At 70.1% G+C, this 23,730-nt stretch carries 21 protein-coding genes and 1 pseudogene; 11 read left to right on the forward strand and 11 right to left on the reverse strand.

What is annotated here, in order from left to right:
- The first annotated feature begins 180 nt into the window (after window positions 1–180).
- Window positions 181–2,442: a transglycosylase domain-containing protein gene (locus CP975_RS22505; RefSeq protein ID WP_055532512.1), complete on the forward strand. Its 2,262-nt coding sequence runs from the start codon at window positions 181–183 to the stop codon at window positions 2,440–2,442.
- A gap of 69 nt (window positions 2,443–2,511) precedes the next feature.
- Here the strand turns inward: CP975_RS22505 and CP975_RS22510 are convergent, their stop codons facing one another.
- From CP975_RS22510 to CP975_RS22525, 4 genes are all read right to left on the reverse strand, one after another.
- Window positions 2,512–4,545 (reverse strand): SpoIIE family protein phosphatase, encoded by a 2,034-nt coding sequence (locus tag CP975_RS22510; RefSeq protein ID WP_167532716.1) that lies wholly within the window; start codon window positions 4,543–4,545, stop codon window positions 2,512–2,514.
- Window positions 4,546–4,607: 62 nt separating this feature from the next.
- Window positions 4,608–5,249, reverse strand: a complete 642-nt coding sequence (locus CP975_RS22515) for a methyltransferase domain-containing protein (RefSeq protein ID WP_246201593.1) — start codon at window positions 5,247–5,249, stop codon at window positions 4,608–4,610.
- Window positions 5,250–5,365: 116 nt separating this feature from the next.
- On the reverse strand, window positions 5,366–6,055 hold the full coding sequence (gene fomD, locus CP975_RS22520; RefSeq protein ID WP_055535826.1) for a cytidylyl-2-hydroxypropylphosphonate hydrolase: 690 nt from the start codon (window positions 6,053–6,055) through the stop codon (window positions 5,366–5,368).
- 106 nt (window positions 6,056–6,161) lie between these two features.
- A complete protein-coding gene (locus CP975_RS22525) occupies window positions 6,162–7,574 on the reverse strand; it encodes a class II fumarate hydratase (protein WP_055535828.1) in 1,413 nt (470 codons plus the stop codon).
- A gap of 196 nt (window positions 7,575–7,770) precedes the next feature.
- On the opposite strand from CP975_RS22525, the gene CP975_RS22530 reads away from it, so the two are divergent.
- On the forward strand, window positions 7,771–9,240 hold the full coding sequence (locus CP975_RS22530; protein ID WP_425474331.1) for a ricin-type beta-trefoil lectin domain protein: 1,470 nt from the start codon (window positions 7,771–7,773) through the stop codon (window positions 9,238–9,240).
- A gap of 83 nt (window positions 9,241–9,323) precedes the next feature.
- Here CP975_RS22530 and CP975_RS22535 read toward each other — a convergent pair whose 3' ends face one another.
- Complete coding sequence (locus CP975_RS22535; protein ID WP_055535832.1) at window positions 9,324–10,991, reverse strand: fumarate hydratase; 1,668 nt, start codon at window positions 10,989–10,991, stop codon at window positions 9,324–9,326.
- 223 nt (window positions 10,992–11,214) lie between these two features.
- Between CP975_RS22535 and CP975_RS22540 the strand changes: the two genes are divergently transcribed.
- Together CP975_RS22540 and CP975_RS22545 are read left to right on the forward strand one after the other, a co-directional pair.
- Window positions 11,215–11,901, forward strand: a complete 687-nt coding sequence (locus tag CP975_RS22540) for a DUF1707 SHOCT-like domain-containing protein (RefSeq protein WP_055535834.1) — start codon at window positions 11,215–11,217, stop codon at window positions 11,899–11,901.
- A gap of 125 nt (window positions 11,902–12,026) precedes the next feature.
- Window positions 12,027–12,401, forward strand: a complete 375-nt coding sequence (locus tag CP975_RS22545) for a WhiB family transcriptional regulator (RefSeq protein WP_150477276.1) — start codon at window positions 12,027–12,029, stop codon at window positions 12,399–12,401.
- A gap of 108 nt (window positions 12,402–12,509) precedes the next feature.
- Here the strand turns inward: CP975_RS22545 and glpX are convergent, their stop codons facing one another.
- A complete protein-coding gene (gene glpX / locus CP975_RS22550; protein WP_030793645.1) occupies window positions 12,510–13,541 on the reverse strand; it encodes a class II fructose-bisphosphatase in 1,032 nt (343 codons plus the stop codon).
- Window positions 13,542–13,706: 165 nt separating this feature from the next.
- On the opposite strand from glpX, the gene CP975_RS22555 reads away from it, so the two are divergent.
- Entirely contained in the window at window positions 13,707–14,225 is a 519-nt protein-coding gene (locus CP975_RS22555) for a DUF4245 domain-containing protein (protein ID WP_055535838.1), read from the forward strand.
- A gap of 102 nt (window positions 14,226–14,327) precedes the next feature.
- Here the strand turns inward: CP975_RS22555 and CP975_RS22560 are convergent, their stop codons facing one another.
- The 4 genes from CP975_RS22560 to CP975_RS22575 all read right to left on the reverse strand — a co-directional run bounded on the left by CP975_RS22560 (window position 14,328) and on the right by CP975_RS22575 (window position 18,090).
- Window positions 14,328–14,918: a malonic semialdehyde reductase gene (locus CP975_RS22560; RefSeq protein WP_055535840.1), complete on the reverse strand. Its 591-nt coding sequence runs from the start codon at window positions 14,916–14,918 to the stop codon at window positions 14,328–14,330.
- 128 nt (window positions 14,919–15,046) lie between these two features.
- On the reverse strand, window positions 15,047–15,295 hold the full coding sequence (locus tag CP975_RS22565) for an exodeoxyribonuclease VII small subunit (RefSeq protein ID WP_055535842.1): 249 nt from the start codon (window positions 15,293–15,295) through the stop codon (window positions 15,047–15,049).
- 9 nt (window positions 15,296–15,304) lie between these two features.
- Window positions 15,305–16,522: an exodeoxyribonuclease VII large subunit gene (gene xseA, locus CP975_RS22570; RefSeq protein ID WP_030793639.1), complete on the reverse strand. Its 1,218-nt coding sequence runs from the start codon at window positions 16,520–16,522 to the stop codon at window positions 15,305–15,307.
- A gap of 176 nt (window positions 16,523–16,698) precedes the next feature.
- A complete protein-coding gene (locus CP975_RS22575; RefSeq protein ID WP_150477277.1) occupies window positions 16,699–18,090 on the reverse strand; it encodes an APC family permease in 1,392 nt (463 codons plus the stop codon).
- A gap of 96 nt (window positions 18,091–18,186) precedes the next feature.
- Here CP975_RS22575 and CP975_RS22580 point away from each other — a divergent pair, with 96 nt between their 5' ends.
- Window positions 18,187–19,170, forward strand: coding sequence for a 4-hydroxy-3-methylbut-2-enyl diphosphate reductase (locus tag CP975_RS22580; RefSeq protein WP_150477278.1), 984 nt, complete (start codon window positions 18,187–18,189; stop codon window positions 19,168–19,170).
- Window positions 19,171–19,219: 49 nt separating this feature from the next.
- Entirely contained in the window at window positions 19,220–19,963 is a 744-nt protein-coding gene (ppgK, locus tag CP975_RS22585; RefSeq protein ID WP_055533077.1) for a polyphosphate--glucose phosphotransferase, read from the forward strand.
- A gap of 57 nt (window positions 19,964–20,020) precedes the next feature.
- On the opposite strand, the gene CP975_RS22590 is transcribed toward ppgK, so the two are convergent.
- Complete coding sequence (locus CP975_RS22590; protein ID WP_055533079.1) at window positions 20,021–20,683, reverse strand: DUF6542 domain-containing protein; 663 nt, start codon at window positions 20,681–20,683, stop codon at window positions 20,021–20,023.
- Window positions 20,684–20,908: 225 nt separating this feature from the next.
- Between CP975_RS22590 and ychF the strand changes: the two genes are divergently transcribed.
- The 4 genes and pseudogenes from ychF to CP975_RS36405 all read left to right on the forward strand — a co-directional run bounded on the left by ychF (window position 20,909) and on the right by CP975_RS36405 (window position 23,579).
- Entirely contained in the window at window positions 20,909–21,997 is a 1,089-nt protein-coding gene (gene ychF / locus CP975_RS22595; protein ID WP_055533081.1) for a redox-regulated ATPase YchF, read from the forward strand.
- 399 nt (window positions 21,998–22,396) lie between these two features.
- Window positions 22,397–22,595, forward strand: a pseudogene (locus CP975_RS35895) (hypothetical protein).
- Between the two features lie 149 nt (window positions 22,596–22,744).
- Window positions 22,745–22,969 (forward strand): DUF6879 family protein, encoded by a 225-nt coding sequence (locus tag CP975_RS36400; protein ID WP_342787971.1) that lies wholly within the window; start codon window positions 22,745–22,747, stop codon window positions 22,967–22,969.
- The gene (locus CP975_RS36405; protein WP_342788020.1) at window positions 22,902–23,579 is read left to right on the forward strand and encodes a helix-turn-helix domain-containing protein; all 678 of its coding nucleotides are present in this window, start codon (window positions 22,902–22,904) and stop codon (window positions 23,577–23,579) included. The genes CP975_RS36400 and CP975_RS36405 overlap by 68 nt, the downstream gene beginning before the upstream one ends.
- The last annotated feature ends 151 nt before the right edge of the window (window positions 23,580–23,730 follow it).

Raw genomic sequence — 23,730 nt, forward strand, 5'->3', positions numbered from 1 at the left:
CGGTTCCTTAGGGGCAGGTGCTCATTGTCACGTCCGGAAAAGACCGGATCGCAGGACCTTTGTCCCTAGGTGCGGTGTTAGCTTCATGAGCTGACTTAAGCGACCAGCGACTTGCCAGTGAGAAGACGGGGCGTACGGGAAGTACGCGTCGTACGAGACGGAAGCGGAGCACTCTCAGTCATGGGCCGAGCCGAAGAACGACAAGCGCGGCAGCGCGGTGCCCGCCGGGCAGTGCGCGGGCGCCCGTCCGGCGGGGGCAAGCCCAAGCGCACCGGCATACGCCGCTTCTTCACCTGGAAGAAGCTCCTCGGGACGTTCTTCGGACTCATCCTCCTCGGCATGGGCGCCTTCGTCGTGCTCTACCTGGTGATCGACATCCCTGAGGGCAACGCCGCGGCGAAGAGGCAGAGCAACGTCTACAAGTACAGCGACGGGACGATCCTGGCGAGGGACGGCAAGGTCAACCGCGAGATCGTCGACCTCGACAAGGTGCCCGAGGGTGTCCAGAAGACCTTCGTCGCCGCCGAGAACAAGTCCTTCTACAAGGACCAGGGCGTCGACTTCAAGGGCACGGCACGCGGCGTCCTCAACACGCTGACCGGCAAGGGCAAGCAGGGTGGCTCGACGATCACCCAGCAGTACGTGAAGAACTACTACCTCACGCAGGACCAGACGGTCAGCCGCAAGCTGAAGGAACTGGTCATCTCGCTGAAGGTGGACCGCGAGAAGAGCAAGGACGACATCCTCGCGGGCTACATCAACACCAGCTACTACGGCCGCGACGCCTACGGCATCCAGGCCGCCGCCCAGGCCTACTACGGCGTCGACGCCAAGAAGCTGGACGTGGAGCAGGGCGCCTACCTCGCCGCCCTGCTCCAGGCCCCCAGCCAGTACGACTGGCAGGCCGCGACCCAGACCGGCAAGAAGCTCGTCAAGGCCCGCTGGAACTACGTCCTCGACAACATGGTCGAGGAGGGCTGGCTGGACTCCGGCAAGCGCGAGGCGATGAAGTTCCCCGTGCCGGAGGACCCCAAGGCGCTGCCCGGCCGTGAGGGCCAGATCGGCTACCTCGTGGACGAGGCCAAGCGGGAGGTCCTGCGCAACAGCGGCCTCAGCGAGGCCGAGTTCGCGGCCGGTGGTTACACGATCACGCTGAACATCGACCCCAAGAAGCAGAAGCAGCTTGAGAAGGCCGTCGACAAGAAGCTGAACGACAAGCTGGACCGGAAGAAGAACAAGGCGGACGCCCGGGTCCAGGCGGGCGCGGCGTCCGTCGACCCCAAGACCGGCAAGGTCCTCGCCATGTACGGCGGCGAGAACTACGTGAAGCACTACACGAACAACGCCACCCGCCGCGACTACCAGTCGGCCTCCACCTTCAAGCCGCTGATCCTCGCCGCGGCCCTGGAGAACGGCGCGACGACCCAGGACGGCAAGCCGATCACGGCGAGCACCGTCTACGACGGCACCAGCGGGCGCCCGGTCAAGGGCAGCGAGGTGGGCTTCGCCCCGCCGAACGAGGACCACGTCGACTACGGCCCCGTCACCGTCCAGAAGGCGATGAACAAGTCCATCAACTCCGTCTTCGCACAGATGGGCGTGGACGTCGGGATGCCCAAGGTGATGGAGATGGCGGGCAAGCTCGGCATGGACGTCAAGGGCCTGCCCGCCGTGCCCGCCCAGACGCTGGGCTCCATGGGCGCGAGCCCGCTGGAGATGGCGGGCGTGTACGCCACGCTCGACAACCACGGCAAGAAGGTCACCCCCGCCCTGGTCGCCTCCATCGAGCACAAGGACCGCACGGTCGACCTGCCCGACCCCATCGGCGACCAGGTCGTCAAGCGCGGCACCGCCGACGCGCTGACCTCCGTCCTGACCGGCGTCGTCGACGACGGCACGGGCCACGCGGTGCGCAACTCCGTGCAGGACGTCGCCGGCAAGACCGGTACCTCCGACGACAACAAGTCGGCCTGGTTCACCGGCTACACACCGAAGCTGGTCACCTCCGTCGGCCTCTTCGGCGAGGGCGCCCCCGGCACCCCCGAGCAGAACAAGCAGGTCTCCATGAAGGGCGCGGGCGGTCTGCCGCGCGTCGACGGCGGCAGCTTCCCGGCCGAGATCTGGGCGGCGTACACCTTCGACGCGATGGGCGCGCCGAGCGAATTCGACCTCGACACACGCATGGGCGCGGCCATCGCGCCGCCCCCGGAGCCGACGCCGAAGGATTCCAAGGAGCCGTCGAGCACGCCGTCGAAGCCGGAGAAGGACCCGTCGTCGAAGCCGCCGACGCAGTCCCCGTCCTCGGAGCCGCCGACGCAGTCCCCCTCGTCCAAGCCGCCGACGCAGTCCCCGTCGTCGAAGCCGCCGACGGACGAGCCGGACCCCACGCACACGATCGAGATCCCCGAGGATCCCGACGACCGCGGGCCGAGCAGGGACTGACGTCCGCCCCGCGCACGTGAGAAAGGCGCCCGGAACCTTCGAGGTTCCGGGCGCCTTTCTCATGTGCGGTCAGCTTCGGTTCAGCTCGAACCAGACGACCTTCCCGGTACTCAGGCGGGTCGCGCCCCACCGCCGCGCCATCTTGTTGACCAGGTACAGCCCGCGGCCGCCCTCGTCCGTGGCGCGCGCTTGGCGCAGCCGGGGCAGCTGCGGGACGTCGTCGCCGACCTCGCAGCGCAGTACGTCCGTACGCAGCAGCCGCAGCGTGATCGGCCGCGACGCGTACCGCACGGCGTTCGTCACGACCTCGCTGACCAGCAGCTCCACCGCATCCGTCATGTCCTCAAGGCCCCAGCGGACCAGCGCGCTGCGGGCCAGGCGGCGGGCGCGGGACGGGGTCGCGTTCTCCGGTTCGAGGAACCAGTACGCGACGTCGCTCGGCGCGATGCCGTCGAAGCGGGCGGCGAGCAGCGCGATGTCGTCGTCCCGGTCGCCCGGACCGAGCATGTCCAGCACCTCGTCGCAGAGCGCCTCAAGGGGCGGCGGGTGGTCGGGGCCGGTCAACTGGGCGGTCGCGGCGAGACGTTCGCGCAGCTGCTCTATGCCGGTCCACACATCGCGCAGGCGGGACTCGACGAGCCCGTCCGTGTACAGGAGCAGCGTCGCGCCCGCCGGGGCGTCCAGCTCCACGGCCTCGAAGTCCACGCCGCCCACGCCGATGGGGGCGCCCGGCGGCACGCGCAGCACCTCGGCTCGGCCGCCCAGATGCAGCAGGACGGGCGGCGGGTGACCGGCGTTGGCGATGGTGATGCGGTGCGAGACCGGGTCGTAGACCGCGTACAGACAGGTCGCCATGCGGTCGGAGCCGAGCCGCTGCGCCTGCTCGTCCAGGTGGTGCAGGACCTCCTGGGGCGGCAGATCGAGCCCGGCGAGGGTCTGCGCGGTCGTCCGCAGCTGGCCCATGATCGCCGCCGACGTCATGGAGTGCCCCATGACATCGCCCACGACCAGGGCCACCCGGCTGCCCGGCAGCGGGATCGCGTCGTACCAGTCGCCGCCGACCCGGGCCGTCTCGGCCGCCGGGAGATAGCGCGAGGCGAGCCGCACCCCGGTCGGGCGCGGCAGCGTCTCGGGCAGCATCGTGCGCTGCAACTCGTCGGCGATGTACGCCTCGCGGCCGTACAGGACCGCCTTGTCGATGCCGAGCGCGCTGTGCGTGGCCAGCTGGGCGGCGACGAGCAGGTCGTCCGCCTCGAAGGGGTGGCGGTCCGGGCGGCGCAGGAACACGGCCGCGCCGATCACCCGCCGCCGGCCCCGCAGCGGCGCCAGGATCGCCCGCTGCCCGGACGGCACGGTCCGCCCCTCGCCGAGCAGTTCGGGCAGGGCGGCCCGCGCCGCCGCCGAGTCCGCGAAGACGGGCCGCACGCCGCGCAGCACCTCGGCGAGCGCGCCGCCCTGGCGCACCTCGCACAGCTCGGCGGTCCCCATCACGTCCGTGATGTCGGGCGTCACCACCTGGAGCGAGGGCAGCGGGCCGCCGTCGGTGTCCGGCTCCTCGGCGCCCTCCTCGATGGAGCGCAGCCGGTCCGTGCGGCGCAGGCGCAGCACCAGCGGGCCCGAGGGCCGCTCGTCGCCGACGGGCAGCGGGTCGCGCAGATAGACCAGGATCGCGTCGGAGAAGGTCGGGACCGTCGCCCGGCACAGACCCATCACGATCTCGTCGAGGTCGATGCCGCGCGCGATCCGCCGGGTCGCCGCGCCCACGAAGCGCAGCCGGTCGCCGTCGCGGCGCATCGCCACGGGTCCGGCGCCCGGCGGCTGCGGCCGGCCGGTGCGCCGCTCCTCGCCGTGCGGCGGGCCCGGGGGCGGGCCGGGCTGCGCCGGCACGCCGTCGGGCGCGGGGCGCGGACGGCCGGGGTCCGGCTCGGAGGCGGACGGCTGGGAATGCTCACTGGTCGGCGGCACCGATGCTCCCGGGGATGTGTCGCGCGCGCCCTGTGACGTCTCGGGGGAACGCAGCAGCGCCCCGCGGGGATCCGCGGGGGCGGTCGGCCGGGCAACTGGTGCCTTGCGACCCTCGTGGGGGGTGAGGTGCTCCGTCACGCGTTTCGAATCCGTCCGTCCGGGGCTGCGCGCCGTGCGCGCCGTCCAGCGTTGCACGTCGCTCAGCCGCGTCGGCAGTGCAGAAAGATCTGGTGTTCCGGTGGTACGTCGCTGCTGGCGGGCGCGTACGAGTACGTGTCCTCGCCGGTGATCTCGAAGCCCGCGTCCCGCACGACCTGCCGCAGTTCGTCCCGCAGGTAACCCGATACCCGGATTGTGTGGCCCAGGAACGGGATCGCCGCGTCGTCGAGGTCGGCCTCGACCATGGACAGCTCCATCAGGCCTCCCGGCCGCAGCAGCCCGTGCAGCCGCCGCAGCGCCCCGGGGATCTCCGGACGCGGCAGCATCAGCAGGGCGAAGAAGCAGGCGATGCCGTCGAACCGGCCGATTCCGGCCGGGCCGTCGGTCGCCAGGTCCGCGATGTCGATCTGCCGGAACTCGGCCGCGGGGACGTTCTTTTCGGCCAGGGCCAGCATGCCCGCCGAGAGGTCCGTGCCGAGGACGGAGTGACCCTTCTCGGCCAATTGCAGCGCGGTCGGCAGACCCGTGCCGCAGCCCACGTCCAGGACCCGGGAACCGGGCGCGAGCGCCTCGGCGAGACGGCGCCCCGCGGCGAGCTGACCCTCCTTGTGCGGGAAGGCTTCGTCGTAGTGCTGTCCGATGGCGTCAAAGGCCTCGGCCTGGCCCCTGCGGTCCTCGCTCACGTTCTGCCGCCCTTCAATGACTTCCTGTCAGACAGCGCGCGGACTCTCGGAGTTGTCGCTGTGCGCCCTTGCGGAGGACGATCCTACGTTTGAACCACGGGGGCGCATCAAGGGTCTCATGAGGACACATGCGCGGGCGTACGGTCCCAGTCATCCGGAAGGGGTGGTACGACCCAGGACGGATCGGGACGCCAGTGCTGCCAGCCGTCCGAAAACGGTGCCCCCCAGGCCTCGATCACCTTGAGGGCGGCCCGGCCGGCGGCGCGTACGTCAGCAGCCTTTTCCGGGTCCATCAGGCCCACCCGCAGGGCCTCGGCGAACTCGTCCTCGTCGTGCCAGCGCCAGCTGCCGTCGGGGCGCACGGAGATGTCCAGAAAGTGATCCTCGGAATCCACGCCGCCCGACCAGCGGGTGCGCGGTTCCTCCAGGTTCACGTACCAGTTCTTGAACCGCCAGCCCGGGTCCCAGAACAGCCAGACCGACCACGGATCGCCGGGGCGGGCCAGCTTGAGGACGCCGGTGCCGAACCAGCGGTCCCTGCGCACGGCGCGCGGTTTGGTGTAGCGGGTGGCCAGGGGCTCGTGGTGCAGGGGGGTCCCGTCGGCCAGCACCGGCTTGACGCATTCGGTGCCGGGCGCCATCCAGACGGCGAGCAGGTCCTCGCTGTCCTGGACGACGGTGACGGGACGGCAGATGTGCACGCGGTCCCCGGCGTTCTCCCGGTACCGCCACAGGATGTGGTCCCCGGGGGCCCACCGGGCCGCCGCACCGTCACCGTCCGCCGTCTTCCCGTCGAGGTCTGTCATGGACAGATATTAGACGGGCCTCCTGTGACGGGCCGGTGGATCACCCGGGAACGCGAGGTCCCGGCGCGAGGTCCCGTTGCGAAGGCCCGGCGCGCCAAGCCCGGTGCTAGGGGCGCGTCATGCGCAACACGTCCAGGGCCTGGTCCAGTTGCTCCAGGGTGAGGTCGCCCCGGTCGACGTAGCCGGCCTCCAGGACGACCTCGCGGATCGTCTTGCGCTCGGCCAGGGACCTCTTGGCGACCTTCGCCGCCTCCTCGTAGCCGATGTACTTGTTCAGCGGCGTCACGACGGACGGCGAGGACTCGGCGTACTCCCGGGCGCGGTCGCGGTTGGCGGTGATCCCGTCGACGGTCCGGTCGGCGAGCAGCCGGGAGACGTTGGCGAGCAGCCGGATCGACTCCAGTACGTTCTTGGCGATCACCGGAAGCATGACGTTCAGCTCGAAGTTGCCGGCGGCGCCCGCCGCGGCGACCGTCGCGTCGTTGCCGGTGACCTGCGCGGCGACCATCAGCGCGGCCTCCGGGATGACCGGGTTCACCTTGCCCGGCATGATCGACGAACCGGGTTGCAGATCCGGGAGGTTGATCTCCGCGAGGCCGGTGCGCGGGCCGGATGCCATCCACCGCAGGTCGTTGGCGATCTTCGTCAGGCCCACGCCGATCGTCCGCAGCTGGCCGCTGGTCTCGACGATGCCGTCCCGCGCGCCCTGCGCCTCGAAGTGGTCGCGCGCCTCGGTCAGCGGCAGCCCCGTGGCCCGCGCGACCTCGGCGATGACGGCCGCGGAGAAGCCGGGCGGGGTGTTGATGCCCGTACCCACGGCCGTGCCGCCGAGCGGCAGTTCGGCCAGGCGGGGCAGGGAGGCCTCCAGGCGTTCGATGCCGTACCGCACCTGGGCCGCGTAACCGCCGAACTCCTGGCCGAGGGTCACGGGCGTGGCGTCCATGAGGTGCGTGCGCCCGGACTTCACGACGTCCGCGAACTCCTCGGCCTTGCGCTCCAGGGCGGCGGCGAGGTGGTCGAGGGCGGGGATCAGGTCGCCGGTCACCGCGCCCGTCGCCGCGATGTGGATCGAGGACGGGAAGACGTCGTTCGAGGACTGCGAGGCGTTGACGTGGTCGTTGGGGTGTACGTCGCGTCCGAGCCGTTCCGTCGCGAGCGTGGCCAGGACCTCGTTGGTGTTCATGTTCGACGACGTGCCGGAGCCGGTCTGGAAGACGTCCACGGGGAAGTGGGCGTCCCAGCGGCCCTCGGCGACCCCGGCCGCCGCGTCCGCGATGGCGTCGGCGATGTCCTTGTCGAGCACGCCGAGGTCCGCGTTGACCTTGGCGGCGGCCCCCTTGATCCGCGCGAGGGCGGCGATGTGGGCGCGCTCAAGGCGCTGTCCCGAGATGGGGAAGTTCTCCACCGCGCGCTGGGTCTGGGCGCGCCACTTGGCGTCGGCGGGGACCCGCACCTCGCCCATGGAGTCGTGCTCGGTCCGGTACTCGCCGGTGCGGTCTTCGCTGGCGTCGCTGGTCATGCCGTGAACCTACCTCTCCGTTCGAAGCCCGTCGAAAAGCCCCGCGAAGTTGAGCACTTGTCTTGTTGCAGGTATTCCCAAGCCCTCTACCCACCAGTAAAAACCGTGGGTAACACCAATCCGGGGAGGCGCGATGAAGCGCATCAGAAGCAGCGGACGGGCTCGGCTGCGATGTTCGTTCGCGGCGGCCGTCGCGATGACGGCCGTGCTCGGCACGGCGGCCGGGGCACCCGCCCGGGCGGCGGACGGGCCGAAGGCGCCCGCGTCCGCGCCGCTGCCGCCCGAACTGGAGAAGATCCGGGCGGCCGAGGCGACCAAGCTCTACGGCAGCCCTGCCGAACGCCCGATGGCCGAGCGCAAGACGGGCCTGATCTCCCTCGGCGACAGCGAGATCTCCGGTGAGGGGGTCGGGACGTACGAACCGGGCACCGACGGCCCCGACAACTGGTGTCACCGCTCGCCGGACGCCGCGATCCACCGGACGGGCATCCCCGCCGACGTGACGTACAACGTCGCCTGTTCGGGGGCGCGGACCGTCAACATCAAAATCGGCGGCCAGAAGCAGTACGCCGACGAGCTGGTGCAGAGCGACAACCTCGCCGTCAAGGCGCGCAACACGAGGATCAAGACGATCCTGCTCGTCGTCGGCGCCAACGACGACCTTCAGTTCTCACCCGTGATGACGGACTGCGTCACCCGTTACCTGCTCGGCCAGGGACCCTGCGCGGCCAAGTACCACGACGGCTGGCAGGCGCGCGTGGACGCCCTCGTACCCAAGGTCGAGCAGTCCATCCGCGACCTCAAGACCGTCATGAGGGACGCGGGATACCAGGAGGGCGACTACCAGCTCGTCGCCATGGGCTACCCGAGTCCGATCGGACCGGACTTCCGCGACAACCCCGCGTTCCCCGGCAAGCTGGCCTGCGGCGGGCTCGGTTACGACTCCGACACCGAGTGGGGCCGCAACTACGCGGTGCCGACCTTCGAGACCGGCATGCGCAGGGCCGCGAGGAACGCCGGAGCGACCTATCTCGACAACTCCCGCCTCTTCCACGGCCACGAGGTCTGCATGGAGGACACCTGGGCGCGCGGCCTCTACGTCGACCTGTCCAACCCCTTCCCGCCGGACTCCAACTCCGTACGCCAGTCCTTCCACCCCAACGCCCGCGGCCACGCCGCCTTCGCCTCCTGCCTGACGCAGCTGTACGCCTCCGGCAAGCGTGAGGCCAGCTGTGCCGACCCGGCGAGCACGGGCAGCCGGAAGCTGTACGAGGGCGCCTGGGACGATGCGTTCAAGCCCCTGAGGAACGAGGCCACCGGGACGTGCCTGGACGTCGACGCGTCCAAGAGCCGTAACGGCACGAAGGTCCAGGGCTGGGACTGCACGGGTCATCGCAACCAGATCTGGTGGTACGACGACTCGCGGCGCTCGCTGCACACTGGATTGACCCAGGATCGCTGTCTGGACGTGCCGGACGGCGCCTACAAGGAAGGTGCCGCCGTTGTGTTGTGGAACTGCCACGGGGGTGGCAACCAGAAGTTCGTCCGGGAGACCGGGACGGTGCGGCCCGCTGCCGCGAGTGAGCTGTGTCTGACCCTTGCGGGGGGCAAGGAGCCGTTGCGGCTTCAGAAGTGTGCCGGGACTGCGAATCAGCGGTTCGCCTGAGGGGTTGCCTTCACTGCGGGTGCGCCGTGGCCGGGCGCGCAGTTCCCCGCGCCCCTTCGGGGCGCACCCGCAGGTTTCGCGTGCTACGCCAGGCCGGGACCCCGCACCGGGATGTGCGTGAACGTCGGCTCGGGGGCCGGGTTCTGGAAGAAGTCGTTGCCCTTGTCGTCGACGACGATGAACGCCGGGAAGTCCTCGACCTCGATCTTCCAGACCGCCTCCATGCCCAGCTCCTCGTACTCGACGACCTCGACCTTCTTGATGCAGTCCTGCGCGAGGCGCGCGGCCGGGCCGCCGATCGAGCCGAGGTAGAAGCCGCCGTGCGCGTCGCACGCGTCGGTGACCTTCTGGGAGCGGTTGCCCTTGGCGAGCATGACCTTGGAGCCGCCGGCGGCCTGGAACTGCTCCACGTAGGAGTCCATCCGGCCCGCCGTGGTCGGCCCGAAGGAGCCGGAGGCGTAGCCCTCGGGGGTCTTGGCGGGACCGGCGTAGTAGACCGGGTGGTCCTTCAGGTACTGCGGCATCTCCTCGCCCGCGTCGAGCCGCTCCTTGATCTTGGCGTGTGCGATGTCGCGGGCCACGACCAGCGGGCCGGTGAGCGACAGGCGGGTCTTCACCGGGTGCTTGGTCAGCTCGGCGAGGATGGCGTCCATGGGCTGGTTGAGGTCGATCTCCACGACGTCCGCGGCCTCGTCGAGGTGCTCGTCCGTGGTCTCCGGCAGGAAGCGCGCCGGGTCCGTCTCCAGCTGCTCCAGGAAGACGCCCTCAGCGGTGATCTTCGCGGTGGCCTGGCGGTCGGCCGAGCAGGAGACGGCGATGGCGACGGGCAGCGAGGCGCCGTGCCGGGGCAGGCGCACCACGCGTACGTCGTGGCAGAAGTACTTGCCGCCGAACTGCGCGCCGATGCCGATCCTCTGGGTCAGCTCGAAGACCTTCTCCTCCAGCTCCTTGTCGCGGAAGCCGTGGCCGGTCGGCGATCCCTCGGCGGGCAGCTCGTCCAGGTAGTGCGCGGAGGCGTACTTCGCGGTCTTCAGGGCGAACTCGGCGCTGGTGCCGCCGACGACGATCGCCAGGTGGTAGGGCGGGCAGGCCGCCGTACCCAGGGAGCGGATCTTCTCCTCCAGGAACTTCATCATGGAGGCCTCGTTCAAGACGGCCTTCGTCTCCTGGTAGAGGAACGACTTGTTGGCGGAGCCGCCGCCCTTGGCCATGAAGAGGAACTTGTAGGCGCCGCCGTCGGTCGCGTACAGCTCGATCTGCGCGGGGAGGTTGGAGCCGGTGTTCTTCTCCTCCCACATGGTGAGCGGCGCCATCTGCGAGTAGCGCAGGTTCAGCTTCGTGTACGCGTCGTAGATGCCCTTGGAGAGCGCCTTCTCGTCCTCACCTTCGGTGAGGACGTTCTGTCCGCGCTTGCCCATGACGATCGCCGTGCCGGTGTCCTGGCACATGGGGAGCACGCCCGCGGCCGCGATGTTCGCGTTCTTCAGCAGGTCGAGTGCCACGAACTTGTCGTTGGACGACGCCTCGGGGTCGTCGACGATGCGCCGCAGCTGGGCCAGGTGCGCGGGCCGCAGATAGTGCTGGATGTCGTGGATCGCCTCGGCGGCGAGCTTGCGCAGCGCCTCCGGGTCGACCTTGAGGAACGTCCGCCCGTCGGCCTCGAAGGTGGAGACACCCTCGGAGGTCACCAGCCGGTAGGGGGTGGTGTCCTCTCCCAGCGGGAGCAGGTCGGAGTACTCGAACTCTGGCATGTGCGGCCATTCCTCACTCGGCAGACAGCGGCGCGGCCTCCATTGGCGGCGCGCCAACCAGCGTAGAACGCGCGAAGCGGGCCGGGTTTGTGAGGTAAGGCTCAGTAGGGCGCGGCCGGGCTCCCGCGGGTCGCCTGCCGGGTTGTCTGCGGGTTGGCTGCGGGTTGTCCGGGGTTGTCCACAGGGCTGGTCGCGATCTATCGCGTCTGGGTACGCTGCTGGGGTGGACCTCGAAAAGCGCCTCCCGCAGCCCGATCCCGCCGCAGCCGACGAGCCGGGATCGCTCCGCGCCTCGGACGCCGACCGGGACCGCACGGCGGACATCCTCCGCGACGCCCTGGCCGAGGGCCGCCTGACCGCGGAGGAGCACGCCGACCGCGTCGAGGGGGTCTACCGCGCCAAGACCATGGCCGAACTGCGGCCGCTGGTCAGCGACTTGCCCGCGGGCCATGAGCAGCCGCGGGCGGGGTTCAGGCCCGGGCCCGCCCCGTTCCGCCCCTCCCCGGGAGCGGTCCCGCCGGTCGCCGACGAGAACATGGTCGCGGTGCTCAGCGGCTGCGTCCGCAAGGGCCGCTGGCGCGTGGGCCGCCGCACGCACGCGTACGCGATCTTCGGCAGTGTCGAGATAGACCTGAGCGAGGCGATCTTCGAGCAGCGCCAGGTGGTCATCAAGGCGATCGCGATCTTCGGCTCGGTCGAGGTCCGCGTCCCGGAGAACGTGTCGTTGCGCGGCAGCGGCGCGGGCGTCCTCGGCACTTTCGAGGTGGACACGCTCGACTCCGCCGACCAGGACGCCCCCGTCGTCTTCGTGGACGGCCTGGCGGTCCTCGGGAGCATCGAGGCGCGCCCCCAGCGCGGCAAAATCGTGCGTGACCTGCATCAGCGCCTGCGCAAGCACCTCGGGCACTGACGGCCGAGGCCCCGCGAGGGGAAGGCGGACCTCCGCGTATCGGAACTCAGTGCATAGGCGCGCACACAGCGGGTAGAGCTTGCTGCATCGTCTCTCGCTCGCGAAGCCGTCGTCAGGAGTAGACCGTGCTGCAACCGTCGCATCAGTCCCTACAGGTCGCCGCTGTCCCGGCTCAGCGGGGCCCGGCGCGGGACCGGACCGATGACGCGCCATGGCATACGGAGGCCGTGTGCCGTCGCGACGAAGCCGGACTGTTCTTCGCCCCGTCCAAGGAACCGACCGCGGCCAGGCTCTCGCGCGAGGAGGCGGCCAAGCGCGTCTGCGCCCGCTGTCCCGTGATGGTCGCCTGCCGCGAGCACGCCCTGCTCCAGCCCGAGCCGTACGGCGTGTGGGGCGGCCTCACCGCCGCCGAGCGCCGCGTGGTCCTCGCCCGCAGGCGCAGGCGTGACCTGGAGCTCCAGAAGGCGGCGCACGCGGCGGGCGTCGCCGCAGCGGGATAGCCCTCGGGCGCAGGGGAAGCGAGAGGTAAGGGGGCGTCCCCCGCACGGGACGCCCCCTTACCTCTGCGTAATGCTTCTCCTGCTGCGGACTTCTTCTGCCGCTGCGGACTACTTCGCGCGGTCGAAGTCGACCGCGCTGTAGGCGCGCAGCTTCGAGAGCCGGTGGTCGGAGTCGATCTTGCGGATCGTTCCCGACTTGGAGCGCATGACCAGCGACGACGTCGAAGCGGTGGCCGCTCGGTAGCGGACGCCCTGGAGCAGCTCGCCGTCGGTGATGCCGGTCGCGACGAAGAAGACGTTGTCGCCCTTGACCAGGTCGTCGGTCGAGAGTGTGCGGTCCAGGTCGTGGCCCGCGTCGAGGGCCCGCTGGCGCTCGGCGTCGTCCTTGGGCCACAGCTTGCCCTGGATCACGCCGCCCAGGCACTTGATCGCACAGGCCGAGATGATGCCCTCGGGAGTGCCGCCGATGCCCATGAGCAGATCGACGCCGGTGCCCTCGCGCACGGCCATGACCGAGCCCGCCACATCGCCGTCCGAAATGAACTTGATGCGGGCGCCGGTCTCGCGGATCTCCTTGACGATGCCCTCGTGGCGGGGGCGGTCCAGGATCATGACCGTGACGTCCTCGGGGGAGGAGTTCTTGGCCTTGGCGACGCGGCGGATGTTGACCGACGCGGGCGCGTTGATGTCGACGTAGTCCGCGGCCTCGGGGCCGGTGACCAGCTTGTCCATGTAGAAGACGGCGGACGGGTCGAACATGGCGCCGCGGTCGGCGGCGGCCAGGACGGCGATGGCGTTCGGCATGCCCTTCGCCGTCAGCGTCGTGCCGTCGATCGGGTCGACGGCGATGTCGACCTCGGCGCCGGTGCCGTCGCCGATGCGCTCTCCGTTGAAGAGCATCGGGGCCTCGTCCTTCTCGCCCTCCCCGATGACGACGACGCCGTTCATCGAGACGGTGTGGACGAGGGTCCGCATGGCCCTGACCGCGGCGCCGTCCGCGCCGTTCTTGTCGCCGCGGCCGACCCAGCGGCCCGCGGCCATGGCGGCGGCCTCGGTGACCCGGACGAGCTCCAGGGCGAGGTTGCGGTCGGGGGCCTCGGGGGAGACCTCCAGCTCGGACGGAAGATGATGCTCGGTCATCGGGACGCACCTCTCTGCTGATACGACGACGGCCGGATGAGGGATTGTGAACGACTCTATCTGTAGGTCGACAAAATGAGCAGTGGGCCCCACGCATGAGCGGACCGGGCGGAGAGGGGAGATACCGGGGGAAGATCCGTGCCGGGCGCCTGAGACCATGGGGGCGTGGCAGGCAGACAAGGCAACCAGACCGTCAAGAACATGCTGTGGTCGTTGGTGGTGATCGCCCTGGTCGCGGGCGTGATCTACATCTTCGTCCCGCATGACGAGTCCAAGACCCCGGTCAAGCGGGTCGACTACCGCGTGGAGCTCCTGACGGCCCGGCGGGCCGCGGCGTACCCCGTGGCGGCGCCCGAGGGCCTGCCCAAGGAGTGGAAGCCGACATCCGTGCGGTTCAACGGCGCCGAGCACGACGACTGGCACCTCGGCTTCCTCGACCCCGGCGGTGAGTACGTGGCGGTCAAGCAGTCCACCGCCAAGCCGGCCAGGTTCATCGAGAAGGCCACCCAGGAGGCCACGAGGACCGACGCCACCGAGAAGATCGGCGGCCGGACGTGGCAGCGGTACAAGGGTTCGACGTACGACGCCCTGGTGAGCACCGAGAAGGGCGCGACGACGGTCGTCACGGGCACGGCGTCCTTCGGGCAGCTCGCGAAGATGGCGGAGTCGCTGAGAACGGCGTGAGCGTGGCGCGGTGAGCGTCGAGTGACGCGATGACGCGAAGGGCCCCCGGCGGTGTGCCGGGGGCCCTTCGCGTGGCGGTGGAGCGTGCGGGGTCGCTGTCGCTCAGACCGTGGTGACGACGTCGTCGTAGGCCAGGCGCGGGGAGCGCGGGAACCAGGCGTCCTCGCCCGGCTTGCCGATGTTGACGACCATCAGCGGGGTGTGGTCGTCGTCCAGGAACTCCTTCTGAACGCCGGCGGGGTCGAAGCCGGTCATCGGGCCCGCGGCCAGGCCGGCGGCGCGGACGCCGACGATGAAGTACCCGGCCTGGAGGGTGGCGTTCACCAGCGCGGCCTGCTCACGGGCCGGGCGCTCGGCGAAGAACACGTCCTTGGCCTGCGGGAAGTGCGGGAACAGCGCCGGAAGCTCCTCGTGGAACTCGTTGTCCGCGGAGAGGATCGCGACCAGCGGCGCGGACGCCGTCTTCGGGCGGTTGCCCTCGGCCATGTGCGCGACCAGGCGCTCGCGGGCCTCGGGGGAGCGGACCAGGGTGACACGCAGCGGCGACTGGTTGAAGGCGGTCGGGCCGTACTTGACCAGGTCGTAGATCGCCTGGACCTGCTCCTCGGTGACCGGCTCGTCGGTGAAGGTGTTCGCGGTGCGCGCCTCGCGGAAGAGCAGGTCCTGGGCGGCGGGGTCAAGAGCGAGGGACATGGATCTACCTTCTCGTTGCATGCTGTGGATCAACTGGCACCACCGACAGTACGGCACTTTACGTTTAAGATTCAACCAAAGCTGGGGCGTCGTGATCCGCTTCACATGAGCGTGGGTGCCCGGCCCGGTCAGCCCTCGGGGGCGTCCGCCTCGGCGTCCTCGCCCGCGAGGGCCGCGTCCAGACGGGCGCGCGCCCCGTCCAGCCAGCGGCGGCACACCTTCGCCAGCTCCTCGCCCCGCTCCCACAGGGCGAGCGACTCCTCCAGGGTCGTGCCGCCGGTCTCCAGGCGGCGTACGACCTCGATCAGCTCGTCCCGCGCCTGCTCGTACCCGAGCGCGTCCGCCGGGCCCGTGGCCTCGTCCGTCTTGCTGGTCATGCGCCCACCCTAATGGTCGGTTTGTGTGGTTCGTACGGTGAATTCGCCCTCGGCGACGCGGGCCCTCAGCTCCTCGTCGGCGCCCACCTCTGCCGGGGCCCGCACCACCGCGCCGTCCGCCTTCTGGAGCACCGCGTACCCCCGCTGGAGGGTCGCGGCGGGGGAGAGGGCGACCACGCGCGCGTGGGTGTGCGTCAGCTCCGACGACGCCCGGTCGAGCAGGTGCCCGAGCGTGCGCCGCGCCCGGTCGGCCAGCGCCGCGACCTGCTCCTCACGCTCCTCGACCATGCGGTGCGGATGCTCCATGGAGGGGCGCCCCAGAGCGTGCGCGAGGCCGCGGTCCTCGCGGTCCAGAAAGGCGTCCATGCAGCGCCGGGCGCGCTCGCGCAGGGCCTGTACGCGCTCGTACTCCTCGCCGACGTCCGGTACGACCTTCTTCGCGGCGTCGGTCGGGGTGGAGGCGCGCAGGTCCGCCACGTAGTCCAGGAGGGGGTTGTCCGGCTCGTGCCCGATCGCCGAGACCACCGGCGTACGACACGAGGCCACCGCCCTGATCAGCTGCTCGTCCGAGAACGGCAGCAGGTCCTCCACGCTGCCGCCGCCCCGCGCCACGATGATCACGTCGACCTCGTCGAGCGCGTCGAGGTCCTGCACGGCCTGGACGACCTGCGGCACCGCGTGGACGCCCTGGACGGGGACGGTGCGCACCTCGAAGCGGACGGCGGGCCAGCGGTGCCTGGCGTTCTCCAGGACGTCCCGCTCGGCGGCCGAGGCACGGCCCGTGACGAGGCCGATGAGCTGGGGCAGGAAGGGCAGGGTCTTCTTGCGCTCGGCCGCGAAGAGGCCCTCCGCGGCGAGGCTCTTCTTCAACTGCTCGATCCGCGCGAGCAGTTCACCGACGCCGACGGGCCTTATCTCGGCGGCCCGCAGGGACAGCTGGCCCCGGGGGGCGTACCACTCCGGCTTGGCGTGGACGACGACGCGGGCGCCCTCCGACACGACGTCCGCCACGGCGTCGAACACCTGGCGATAACAGGTGACGCTCACCGAGATGTCGTGCGACGGGTCGCGCAGCGTCATGAAGACGACGCCGGCGCCGGGCCTGCGCGACAGCTGGGTGATCTGCCCCTCGACCCAGACGGCACCGAGCCGGTCGATCCAGCCGCCGATGAGCCGCGACACCTGCCCCACGGGCAGCGGCGCGTCCGCGGACGTGTTGAGAGCCATGCGGCCGAGCGTAGCCGCAGGGTGTGACAGCGGGGCGCGGCTGGTCCGGAGCGGTTCGACACGGGCGAACGGCCCCCACTCCGCCGCTTCGGCACGGGGCGAACGGCCCCTACCCTGCCGATTCGGCGCCGGGTAAACGGGTGGGTGGGTGGGAGAGATTCGCCGCGAAGCGGCGCCTAGGACACCCGCCGAGCCCCCTGAGCAACCAGCACCACCAGCCCCACGAGAAGCCAAACCGCCCCCACGACCTGCGCGGACCCCGACGCCTCCCAAATAACGGCCACCACGATCAACGCCCCCAGCGCAGGGATCAGCAGATGCCGCCACCAGCTGAAACCGTCTTCGCGGTGCCGTACCGCGAACCACCCCACCACGCTCGCGTGGAGCAGCAGAAACGCCGTCAGCGCACCGATGTCCACCACGGACACCAGGTGGTCCATGCCGTCGTCCCGCCGAGCCGCCCACACCGCCGCCACCATCGTCACCACCGCCGCGCACAGCAGCGCGACCCGAGGCGTACCGGAGTCCGTCCGGGACAGAACCTTCGGCAGCCGCCGGTCCCGCGCCATCGCGAAGAGCAGTCGTCCCGCCGCCGCCTGCCCCGCGAGCGCGGCGAACGCCGCGCCGATCGCCTTGCTGACGGCCACCAGATCGTGCAGCCACGACCCGGCCGCCGAGTCCACGGCGTCGTAGAACGCGGTGCCCTGCTTGCCCGGTTCCGCGGCCAGCTCGGCGGAGGACAGCGGCTCGAGGAGGGCCACCAGATACGTCTGCGCGACGAAGAGCACACCCGCGAGCGCCAGACAGAACAGCACCGCCCGCGCGACCTTCGCCGAGCCCCCCGTCACCTCCTCCGCGAAGGAGGCGATCGCGTCGAAGCCCAGATAGGACAGGACGGCGATCGACACCGCGCCCACCACCGCCGAGAGCGCGAAAGCACCCTGCGAGCCGTCCCCCGTCAGCGGCGACAGCCAGTCCCGCCGCGCCCCGTCCTGGACGAGGACGACCGCCGCCGCGACGACGAACACGAGGAGGACCACGACCTCCATGGCGAGCACCGCGAAGCCGACCCGGGCGGCCGCCCGCACCCCCCACAGGTTCAGCGCGGTCGTGATGAGCACCGCGATCGCCGTCCACACCCACCGGGACACCGAGGGGACCAGCGCGTTCATGGCGATACCGGAGAAGAGGTACGCGACCGCCGGGATGAGCAGATAGTCGAGCATCGCCATCCACCCGGCGATGAACCCGGGGCCCTTACCGAGCCCCACGCGCGCGTACGCGAAGACGGACCCCGCCTGGGGCACCACTCGCACCATCTGCGCGTAGCTGAAAGCGGTGAACGCCATCGCGACCGTGGCGATCAGATAGACGAGGGCGACGGCGCCGTGCGACTTCGCGTCGAGCGTGCCGAAGACACCGACCGGCGCCATGGGGGCGATGAACAGCAGACCGTAGACGACGAGGTCACGGAAGCCGAGACTGCGCCGCAGCCCCGTGCCGTCGGTGGGCTCGGCGGCCCCGACGCCCTCGGAGGGCGCTCCCGTATGGGCGGACTGTCCGGACATCGTGCCTCCGTGGATCAACGCGGGAGATCAACGCAGCCTCCAGTGTCCCCAACGCGGCGATCTTTGACGCGCTGGACGCGGCCTTACGATGGGGGCATGACTGCAACGCCTGGCTCCCGCCGTGTCCTGCTCGCCGCTCCCCGTGGCTACTGCGCGGGCGTGGACCGTGCCGTGATCGCCGTCGAGAAGGCCCTGGAGCAGTACGGGGCCCCGATCTACGTCCGCCACGAGATCGTCCACAACAAGTACGTGGTGCAGACCCTGGAGAAGAAGGGCGCCATCTTCGTCGACGAGACGGCGGAGGTCCCCGAGGGCTCCATCGTGATGTTCTCGGCGCACGGCGTGGCCCCGACCGTCCACGCGGAGGCCGCCGAGCGCAGGCTCGCCACGATCGACGCGACGTGCCCGCTGGTCACCAAGGTCCACAAGGAAGCGGTCCGGTTCGCCAAGGAGGACTACGACATCCTCCTGATCGGCCACGAGGGCCACGAGGAAGTCATCGGTACGTCCGGTGAGGCGCCCGAGCACATCACGCTCGTCGACGGCCCCGACGACGTGGCGAACGTCGAGGTCCGCGACCCGGACAAGGTCGTCTGGCTCTCCCAGACCACGCTCTCCGTCGACGAGACGATGGAGACGGTCGACGCGCTGAAGGGCAAGTTCCCGAACCTGCTCTCGCCGCCCAGCGACGACATCTGCTACGCCACGCAGAACCGCCAGATCGCGGTGAAGAAGCTCGCCGAGGACGCCGATCTCGTCATCGTCGTCGGCTCCAAGAACTCCTCGAACTCCATCCGCATGGTCGAGGTCGCCCTCGACGCCGGCGCCCCCGCCTCGCACCTGGTGGACAACGCCGACGAGATCGACGAGGCGTGGCTGGAGGGCGTCACCACGGTCGGCCTGACCTCGGGCGCGTCCGTGCCGGACGTCCTGGTGGACGGCGTCATCGAATGGCTCGCCGAGCGGGGCTACGGCGACGTGGAGACGGTGAAGACGGCCGAGGAGTCGATCACCTTCTCGCTGCCCAAGGAACTCCGCAGGGACCTGCGCGCCGAGGCGGCGGAGCTGTCGCGGCGCTGAGTCGGCCGTCGGAGCTGTCGTGGGGCTGAGCGGGTCGTACGGTGGGGCCATGGAGATCTTCGGTGTGGACATCGGCGGATCCGGGATCAAGGGCGCGCCCGTTGACCTGGATCGCGGAGACCTGGCTCAGGAGCGGCACAAGGTCCTGACCCCTCATCCGGCGACGCCGGACGCGGTGGTGGAAGGCGTACGCGAGGTCGTGGAGCACTTCGGCTGGACGGGGGACGTCGGGGTCACGTTCCCCGGCGTGATCACCAACGGCGTGGTGCGCACCGCCGCGAACGTCGACAAGGGCTGGGTGGGCAAGGACATCCGCAAGCTGGTCTCGGACCGGCTCGGCGGGGCCTGTGTCACCGTCCTGAACGACGCGGACGCGGCGGGCGTCGCGGAGATGCACCGCGGCGCGGGCCAGGGCCGTACGGGCACGGTCCTGATGCTCACGCTCGGCACGGGCATCGGCAGCGCGCTGTTCACCGGCGGCCGCCTGGTGCCGAACACCGAGCTGGGCCACCTGGAGCTGCACGGCCACGACGCGGAGAAGAAGGCCTCCTCCAAGGCGCGCGAGGACGAGGACCTGAGCTGGGAGCACTGGGCGCGGCGCGTCCAGAAGTACCTCGCGCACGTGGAGATGCTGTTCTCGCCGGAACTGTTCATCATCGGCGGCGGCGTGAGCCGCAAGGCGCACAAGTTCCTGCCGCTGATCGAGGGCATCGAGGCGGAGATCGTCCCGGCCCAGCTCCAGAACAACGCCGGCATCGTGGGCGCGGCGATGGCGGCGGCGGGCGAGGCGTAGCCCTACGTACGTACGGCCTGTGCTGCTCTTCGGCCGCCCGCCCGCCCGTCCGCCCGCTCAGGCGGCGGGGACGCGCTTCCCGCCGCCCGGGTGCCGGGGCGGCACGGCACGCGGCTGCCCGCGGCGCTGCGCCATCAGCCGGATCTTGCGCACGGTCACGATCACGCCGGCGACGAGCGTGCCTCCGTAGAGCCACCCCGCGTGCAGCGCCAGCGACGTTACGAGCCCCATGAGCTGGCCACCGAACCCGCCGGTGCCCCCGGAGATCGGCAGGATCCCGGCGGCGAACGCGATCGGCACGCCCACCGGCGCGGTGACCAGGTCGGCGGGGCGCACCCACAGCGCGGTGAGCGCGGCCACGGGCACGAACAGCACGCCGTACGCGACGAGGGAACTGCCGAACAGCAGCCGCAGCAGACAGGCGAACAGGAACATCACGGCCGCACAGAACAGACCGCTGCCGAGGCCCGTCAGCCGCGGGTTCGGCATCTGCCGCAGCCTGCGGTACAGCGACATCTGCCGCAGCTTGCGGTACAGCGGGGAGCGGCGCAGCGCCCGGACGAACGGCGGCTCGGGACGGCGCGGGCGGGCCGCGGCCCGGTACACCGTGCCGGGCCCGGCCGCCCCGCCCTGCGGGGGCAGCGGGGCGGTCCGCCGGGGCCGGGCCGCCGCGGCGGCCTTCGGGTCGGGCTGAGAGGGACGCGTCCTGTGTTGCTCCACTGGACCAACCTAGGTCGGCTTCCGCGCGGAATCAGGCGCGGGACACGCCCTTTGGGTGACCTTGGCCATGCGTTCGACAGCGAGACGGCTGGGCGGGCGGCCGTCCGGAGGGACCGGTTGCGGCACGCCGTAGACTGGTGGATCGGCCCACGTACGAAGCGCACGCACGAAGCGCGGGTACGAGGGGACCACCCCACCCAGCCCTGACGTACGGGAAGTCGCAACGTGTCGCTCACGATCGGAATCGTCGGTCTGCCCAATGTCGGCAAGTCGACCCTGTTCAACGCCCTGACCAAGAACGACGTGCTGGCGGCCAACTACCCGTTCGCCACGATCGAGCCGAACGTCGGCGTGGTCGGCGTCCCCGACCCCCGCCTGACGAAGCTCGCGGAGATCTTCTCCTCGCAGAAGGTCCTCCCGGCGACGGTCGACTTCGTCGACATCGCGGGCATCGTGCGCGGCGCGAGCGAGGGCGAGGGCCTCGGCAACAAGTTCCTCGCGAACATCCGCGAGTCGGACGCGATCTGCCAGGTCATCCGCGCCTTCAAGGACGAGAACGTCGTACACGTCGACGGCAAGGTCTCGCCCAAGGACGACATCGAGACGATCAACACCGAGCTGATCCTCGCCGACCTCCAGACCATCGAGAAGGTCCTCCCGCGCCTCCAGAAGGAGTCGCGCATCAAGAAGGACATCGCCCCGAAGGTCAAGGCCGTCGAAGAGGCCAAGGAGATCCTGGAGAAGGGCGACACGCTCTTCTCCCAGGGCATCGTCCAGGGCGCGGAGCGCTCCGAGCTCCTCCACGACCTGCACCTGCTCACGACCAAGCCCTTCCTCTACGTCTTCAACGTCGACGAGGACGAGCTGACGGACGACGACTTCAAGGCCGAGCAGCGCGCACTGGTCGCCCCTGCCGAGGCGATCTTCCTCAACGCCAAGCTGGAGGCGGACCTCGCCGAGCTGGACGACGAGGAGGCCCTCGAACTCCTCCAGTCCGTAGGCCAGGAAGAGCCCGGCCTCGCCACCCTGGCCCACGTAGGCTTCCGCACCCTCGGCCTCCAGACCTACCTCACGGCAGGCCCCAAGGAATCCCGCGCCTGGACGATCAAGCAGGGCGCGACGGCCCCCGAGGCGGCCGGTGTCATCCACACCGACTTCCAGAAGGGCTTCATCAAGGCCGAGGTCATCTCCTTCGCCGACCTGGTCGAAACGGGCTCGGTGGCGGAGGCGCGGGCGGCGGGGAAGGCGCGTATGGAGGGCAAGGAGTATGTGATGCAGGACGGGGATGTGGTGGAGTTTCGGTTCAACGTGTAGTGCGTGATTCCTTGATCGCCGAAAGTGGCTGGTCAGATTAGGAAACCCAGGTCAAGGGGCCAGATCTTCGGGTCTGGCCCCTTCCTGTTTTCTCCTGCGGATTCACGCCGTTTCCGGGTCGTGTGCTGACTTGATGCTGACTCTGCGAAGGGGTCGAGCCGGTGATGACCTGGGCTTTCGAAGGGGCAGCGAGGGGCCGGGCTGACCCAGGCGGCGGGAAGAGGGCGGGAGCTCCCCAGTGGCCCGCTCGCGGGCCCTCTTTATGCAAGAACGCGCATAGTCGCGAGAGTGCATAGACGGCCGTGCACGGCGTCCGTACCGTCGTCCCGGGCGGCTCCGGCAGGGGAATGCGGACTTGGGGGTTCACGTGTCCGAGCGCACTAGATTGACCCACGGCTGATGGGCGGAGACGACAGGAGCGGCAACGGAAGCGGGGAGTGCGGACAGGGCGACTGCCCGAACGGGTACCGCACCAAGAATGGGGAGCATCGTAGTGCAGGGAGACCTGTTCGACGGCTTCACACCCCCGCCGGGGGACGGCTTGGGGGAGATTCCGGAGTGCGTGTTGCGGGAGGCAGTCCGTGCTCTTGGCTGGTGAGAAGTGACAGGTGAAGTTCAGCGAGTTCACGAGTGAGGCGTGGTGGCTGGCGCACGCCCCATCTACCGCGTCCCTCAGGAGGCTGACAAGTTCTCCCGGTTCCTCGCAGGAGAACGGTTCCCCGGCCCGTACGAGGACGCTGGACGGCGATGATCCGCAGGCACCGCGTGACCGGCGGGACGATCGGCCGCGTCCATGTGGTGACACGTCCGCCCTCGAACTACCTGCGCTTTGAGTTCAGGCGGTACTACCGCCATCAGGCTCCGGTCCATCCGCATCCTCGACGTCACGGACCGGACGAACCCCCTGGCAGGTGTCGACAACTTCTGGATGTTCGACCACTCCACGGTCGTCCTGATGAAGTACGCCGATGACGGAACGCAGATTGAGCGCGAGCTGTACGAAGGTGATCTCGCCCCGTTCCCGGGGTACCAGCGCATCGCTCTCGCCGAGTCGGTTCCGTTTCTGGGGTACGTGACTGCGCGACATTCGAGCCCGAGCAGCTCGGCCAGTCCGCTCAGGAACTCGCCGCCACGCTGCGGAAGCTGCGTAAGCAGGCCGCTCTCTCCGGGAACCGGCTTGCCGCGCTGCAACATGTCGCAGTCGAAGGTGAGCCGCATCGAGAACGGGAAGGTGCGCCCCACCCTGGTGGACGTAGAGCGACTGTTCACGGACCTGGAGGCCCCGCCGGCGCTGGTGGCTGAGGTGTCGGCGTTGGCCCGTCTCGCTGCGGCGGAGTGGCAGGACGCCGGCTCGATGTGCCGCAAGGGCTTGGACAAGACGCAGCTCGAACTGGCAGGTCTAGAAGCTCCTCGATCCATTTCCGGTTCGTCCTCCTGTCGATGCTCACGGCCTGCTGTCGACCCGGAGTACATCCGGGCCGGACTGGAGCACATCCCCGGTGGTGGCGATCAGCCAACACGGCACCGTTCCGACGTTCGACGTGTCGATGGCCGTGACGTTCGAGGTAACGGCACCTTTTGAGGCGACACCGGAGGCTCCACCGCGCTCTAACTCCGTGATGGTGACAGCCCCGCAGACGGATGAAGTCAGGGTGCCTACGGGCGCGGAAGCCGTGGACTGTGCAGGAAAAGTGCCCCGGGCCGCAATCGGTGAGGTGGTCGCGGCAGCTTTC

Origin of the sequence: Streptomyces alboniger (assembly GCF_008704395.1) — a bacterium.
GTDB lineage: Bacteria > Actinomycetota > Actinomycetes > Streptomycetales > Streptomycetaceae > Streptomyces > Streptomyces alboniger.

Bases quoted from the DNA above. Each gene is read 5' to 3' on its own strand.
- fomD (WP_055535826.1), bottom strand. From the start codon at position 6,055: ATGACAGACCTCGACGGGAAGACGGCGGACGGTGACGGTGCGGCGGCC.
- CP975_RS36400 (WP_342787971.1), top strand. From the start codon at position 22,745: ATGATCCGCAGGCACCGCGTGACCGGCGGGACGATCGGCCGCGTCCAT.
- ppgK (WP_055533077.1), top strand. From the start codon at position 19,220: ATGGAGATCTTCGGTGTGGACATCGGCGGATCCGGGATCAAGGGCGCG.
- CP975_RS22505 (WP_055532512.1), top strand. From the start codon at position 181: ATGGGCCGAGCCGAAGAACGACAAGCGCGGCAGCGCGGTGCCCGCCGG.
- CP975_RS22530 (WP_425474331.1), top strand. From the start codon at position 7,771: ATGACGGCCGTGCTCGGCACGGCGGCCGGGGCACCCGCCCGGGCGGCG.
- CP975_RS22575 (WP_150477277.1), bottom strand. From the start codon at position 18,090: ATGTCCGGACAGTCCGCCCATACGGGAGCGCCCTCCGAGGGCGTCGGG.
- CP975_RS22560 (WP_055535840.1), bottom strand. From the start codon at position 14,918: ATGTCCCTCGCTCTTGACCCCGCCGCCCAGGACCTGCTCTTCCGCGAG.
- CP975_RS22525 (WP_055535828.1), bottom strand. From the start codon at position 7,574: ATGACCAGCGACGCCAGCGAAGACCGCACCGGCGAGTACCGGACCGAG.
- CP975_RS22535 (WP_055535832.1), bottom strand. From the start codon at position 10,991: ATGCCAGAGTTCGAGTACTCCGACCTGCTCCCGCTGGGAGAGGACACC.
- CP975_RS22580 (WP_150477278.1), top strand. From the start codon at position 18,187: ATGACTGCAACGCCTGGCTCCCGCCGTGTCCTGCTCGCCGCTCCCCGT.
- CP975_RS22565 (WP_055535842.1), bottom strand. From the start codon at position 15,295: ATGACCAGCAAGACGGACGAGGCCACGGGCCCGGCGGACGCGCTCGGG.
- glpX (WP_030793645.1), bottom strand. From the start codon at position 13,541: ATGACCGAGCATCATCTTCCGTCCGAGCTGGAGGTCTCCCCCGAGGCC.
- xseA (WP_030793639.1), bottom strand. From the start codon at position 16,522: ATGGCTCTCAACACGTCCGCGGACGCGCCGCTGCCCGTGGGGCAGGTG.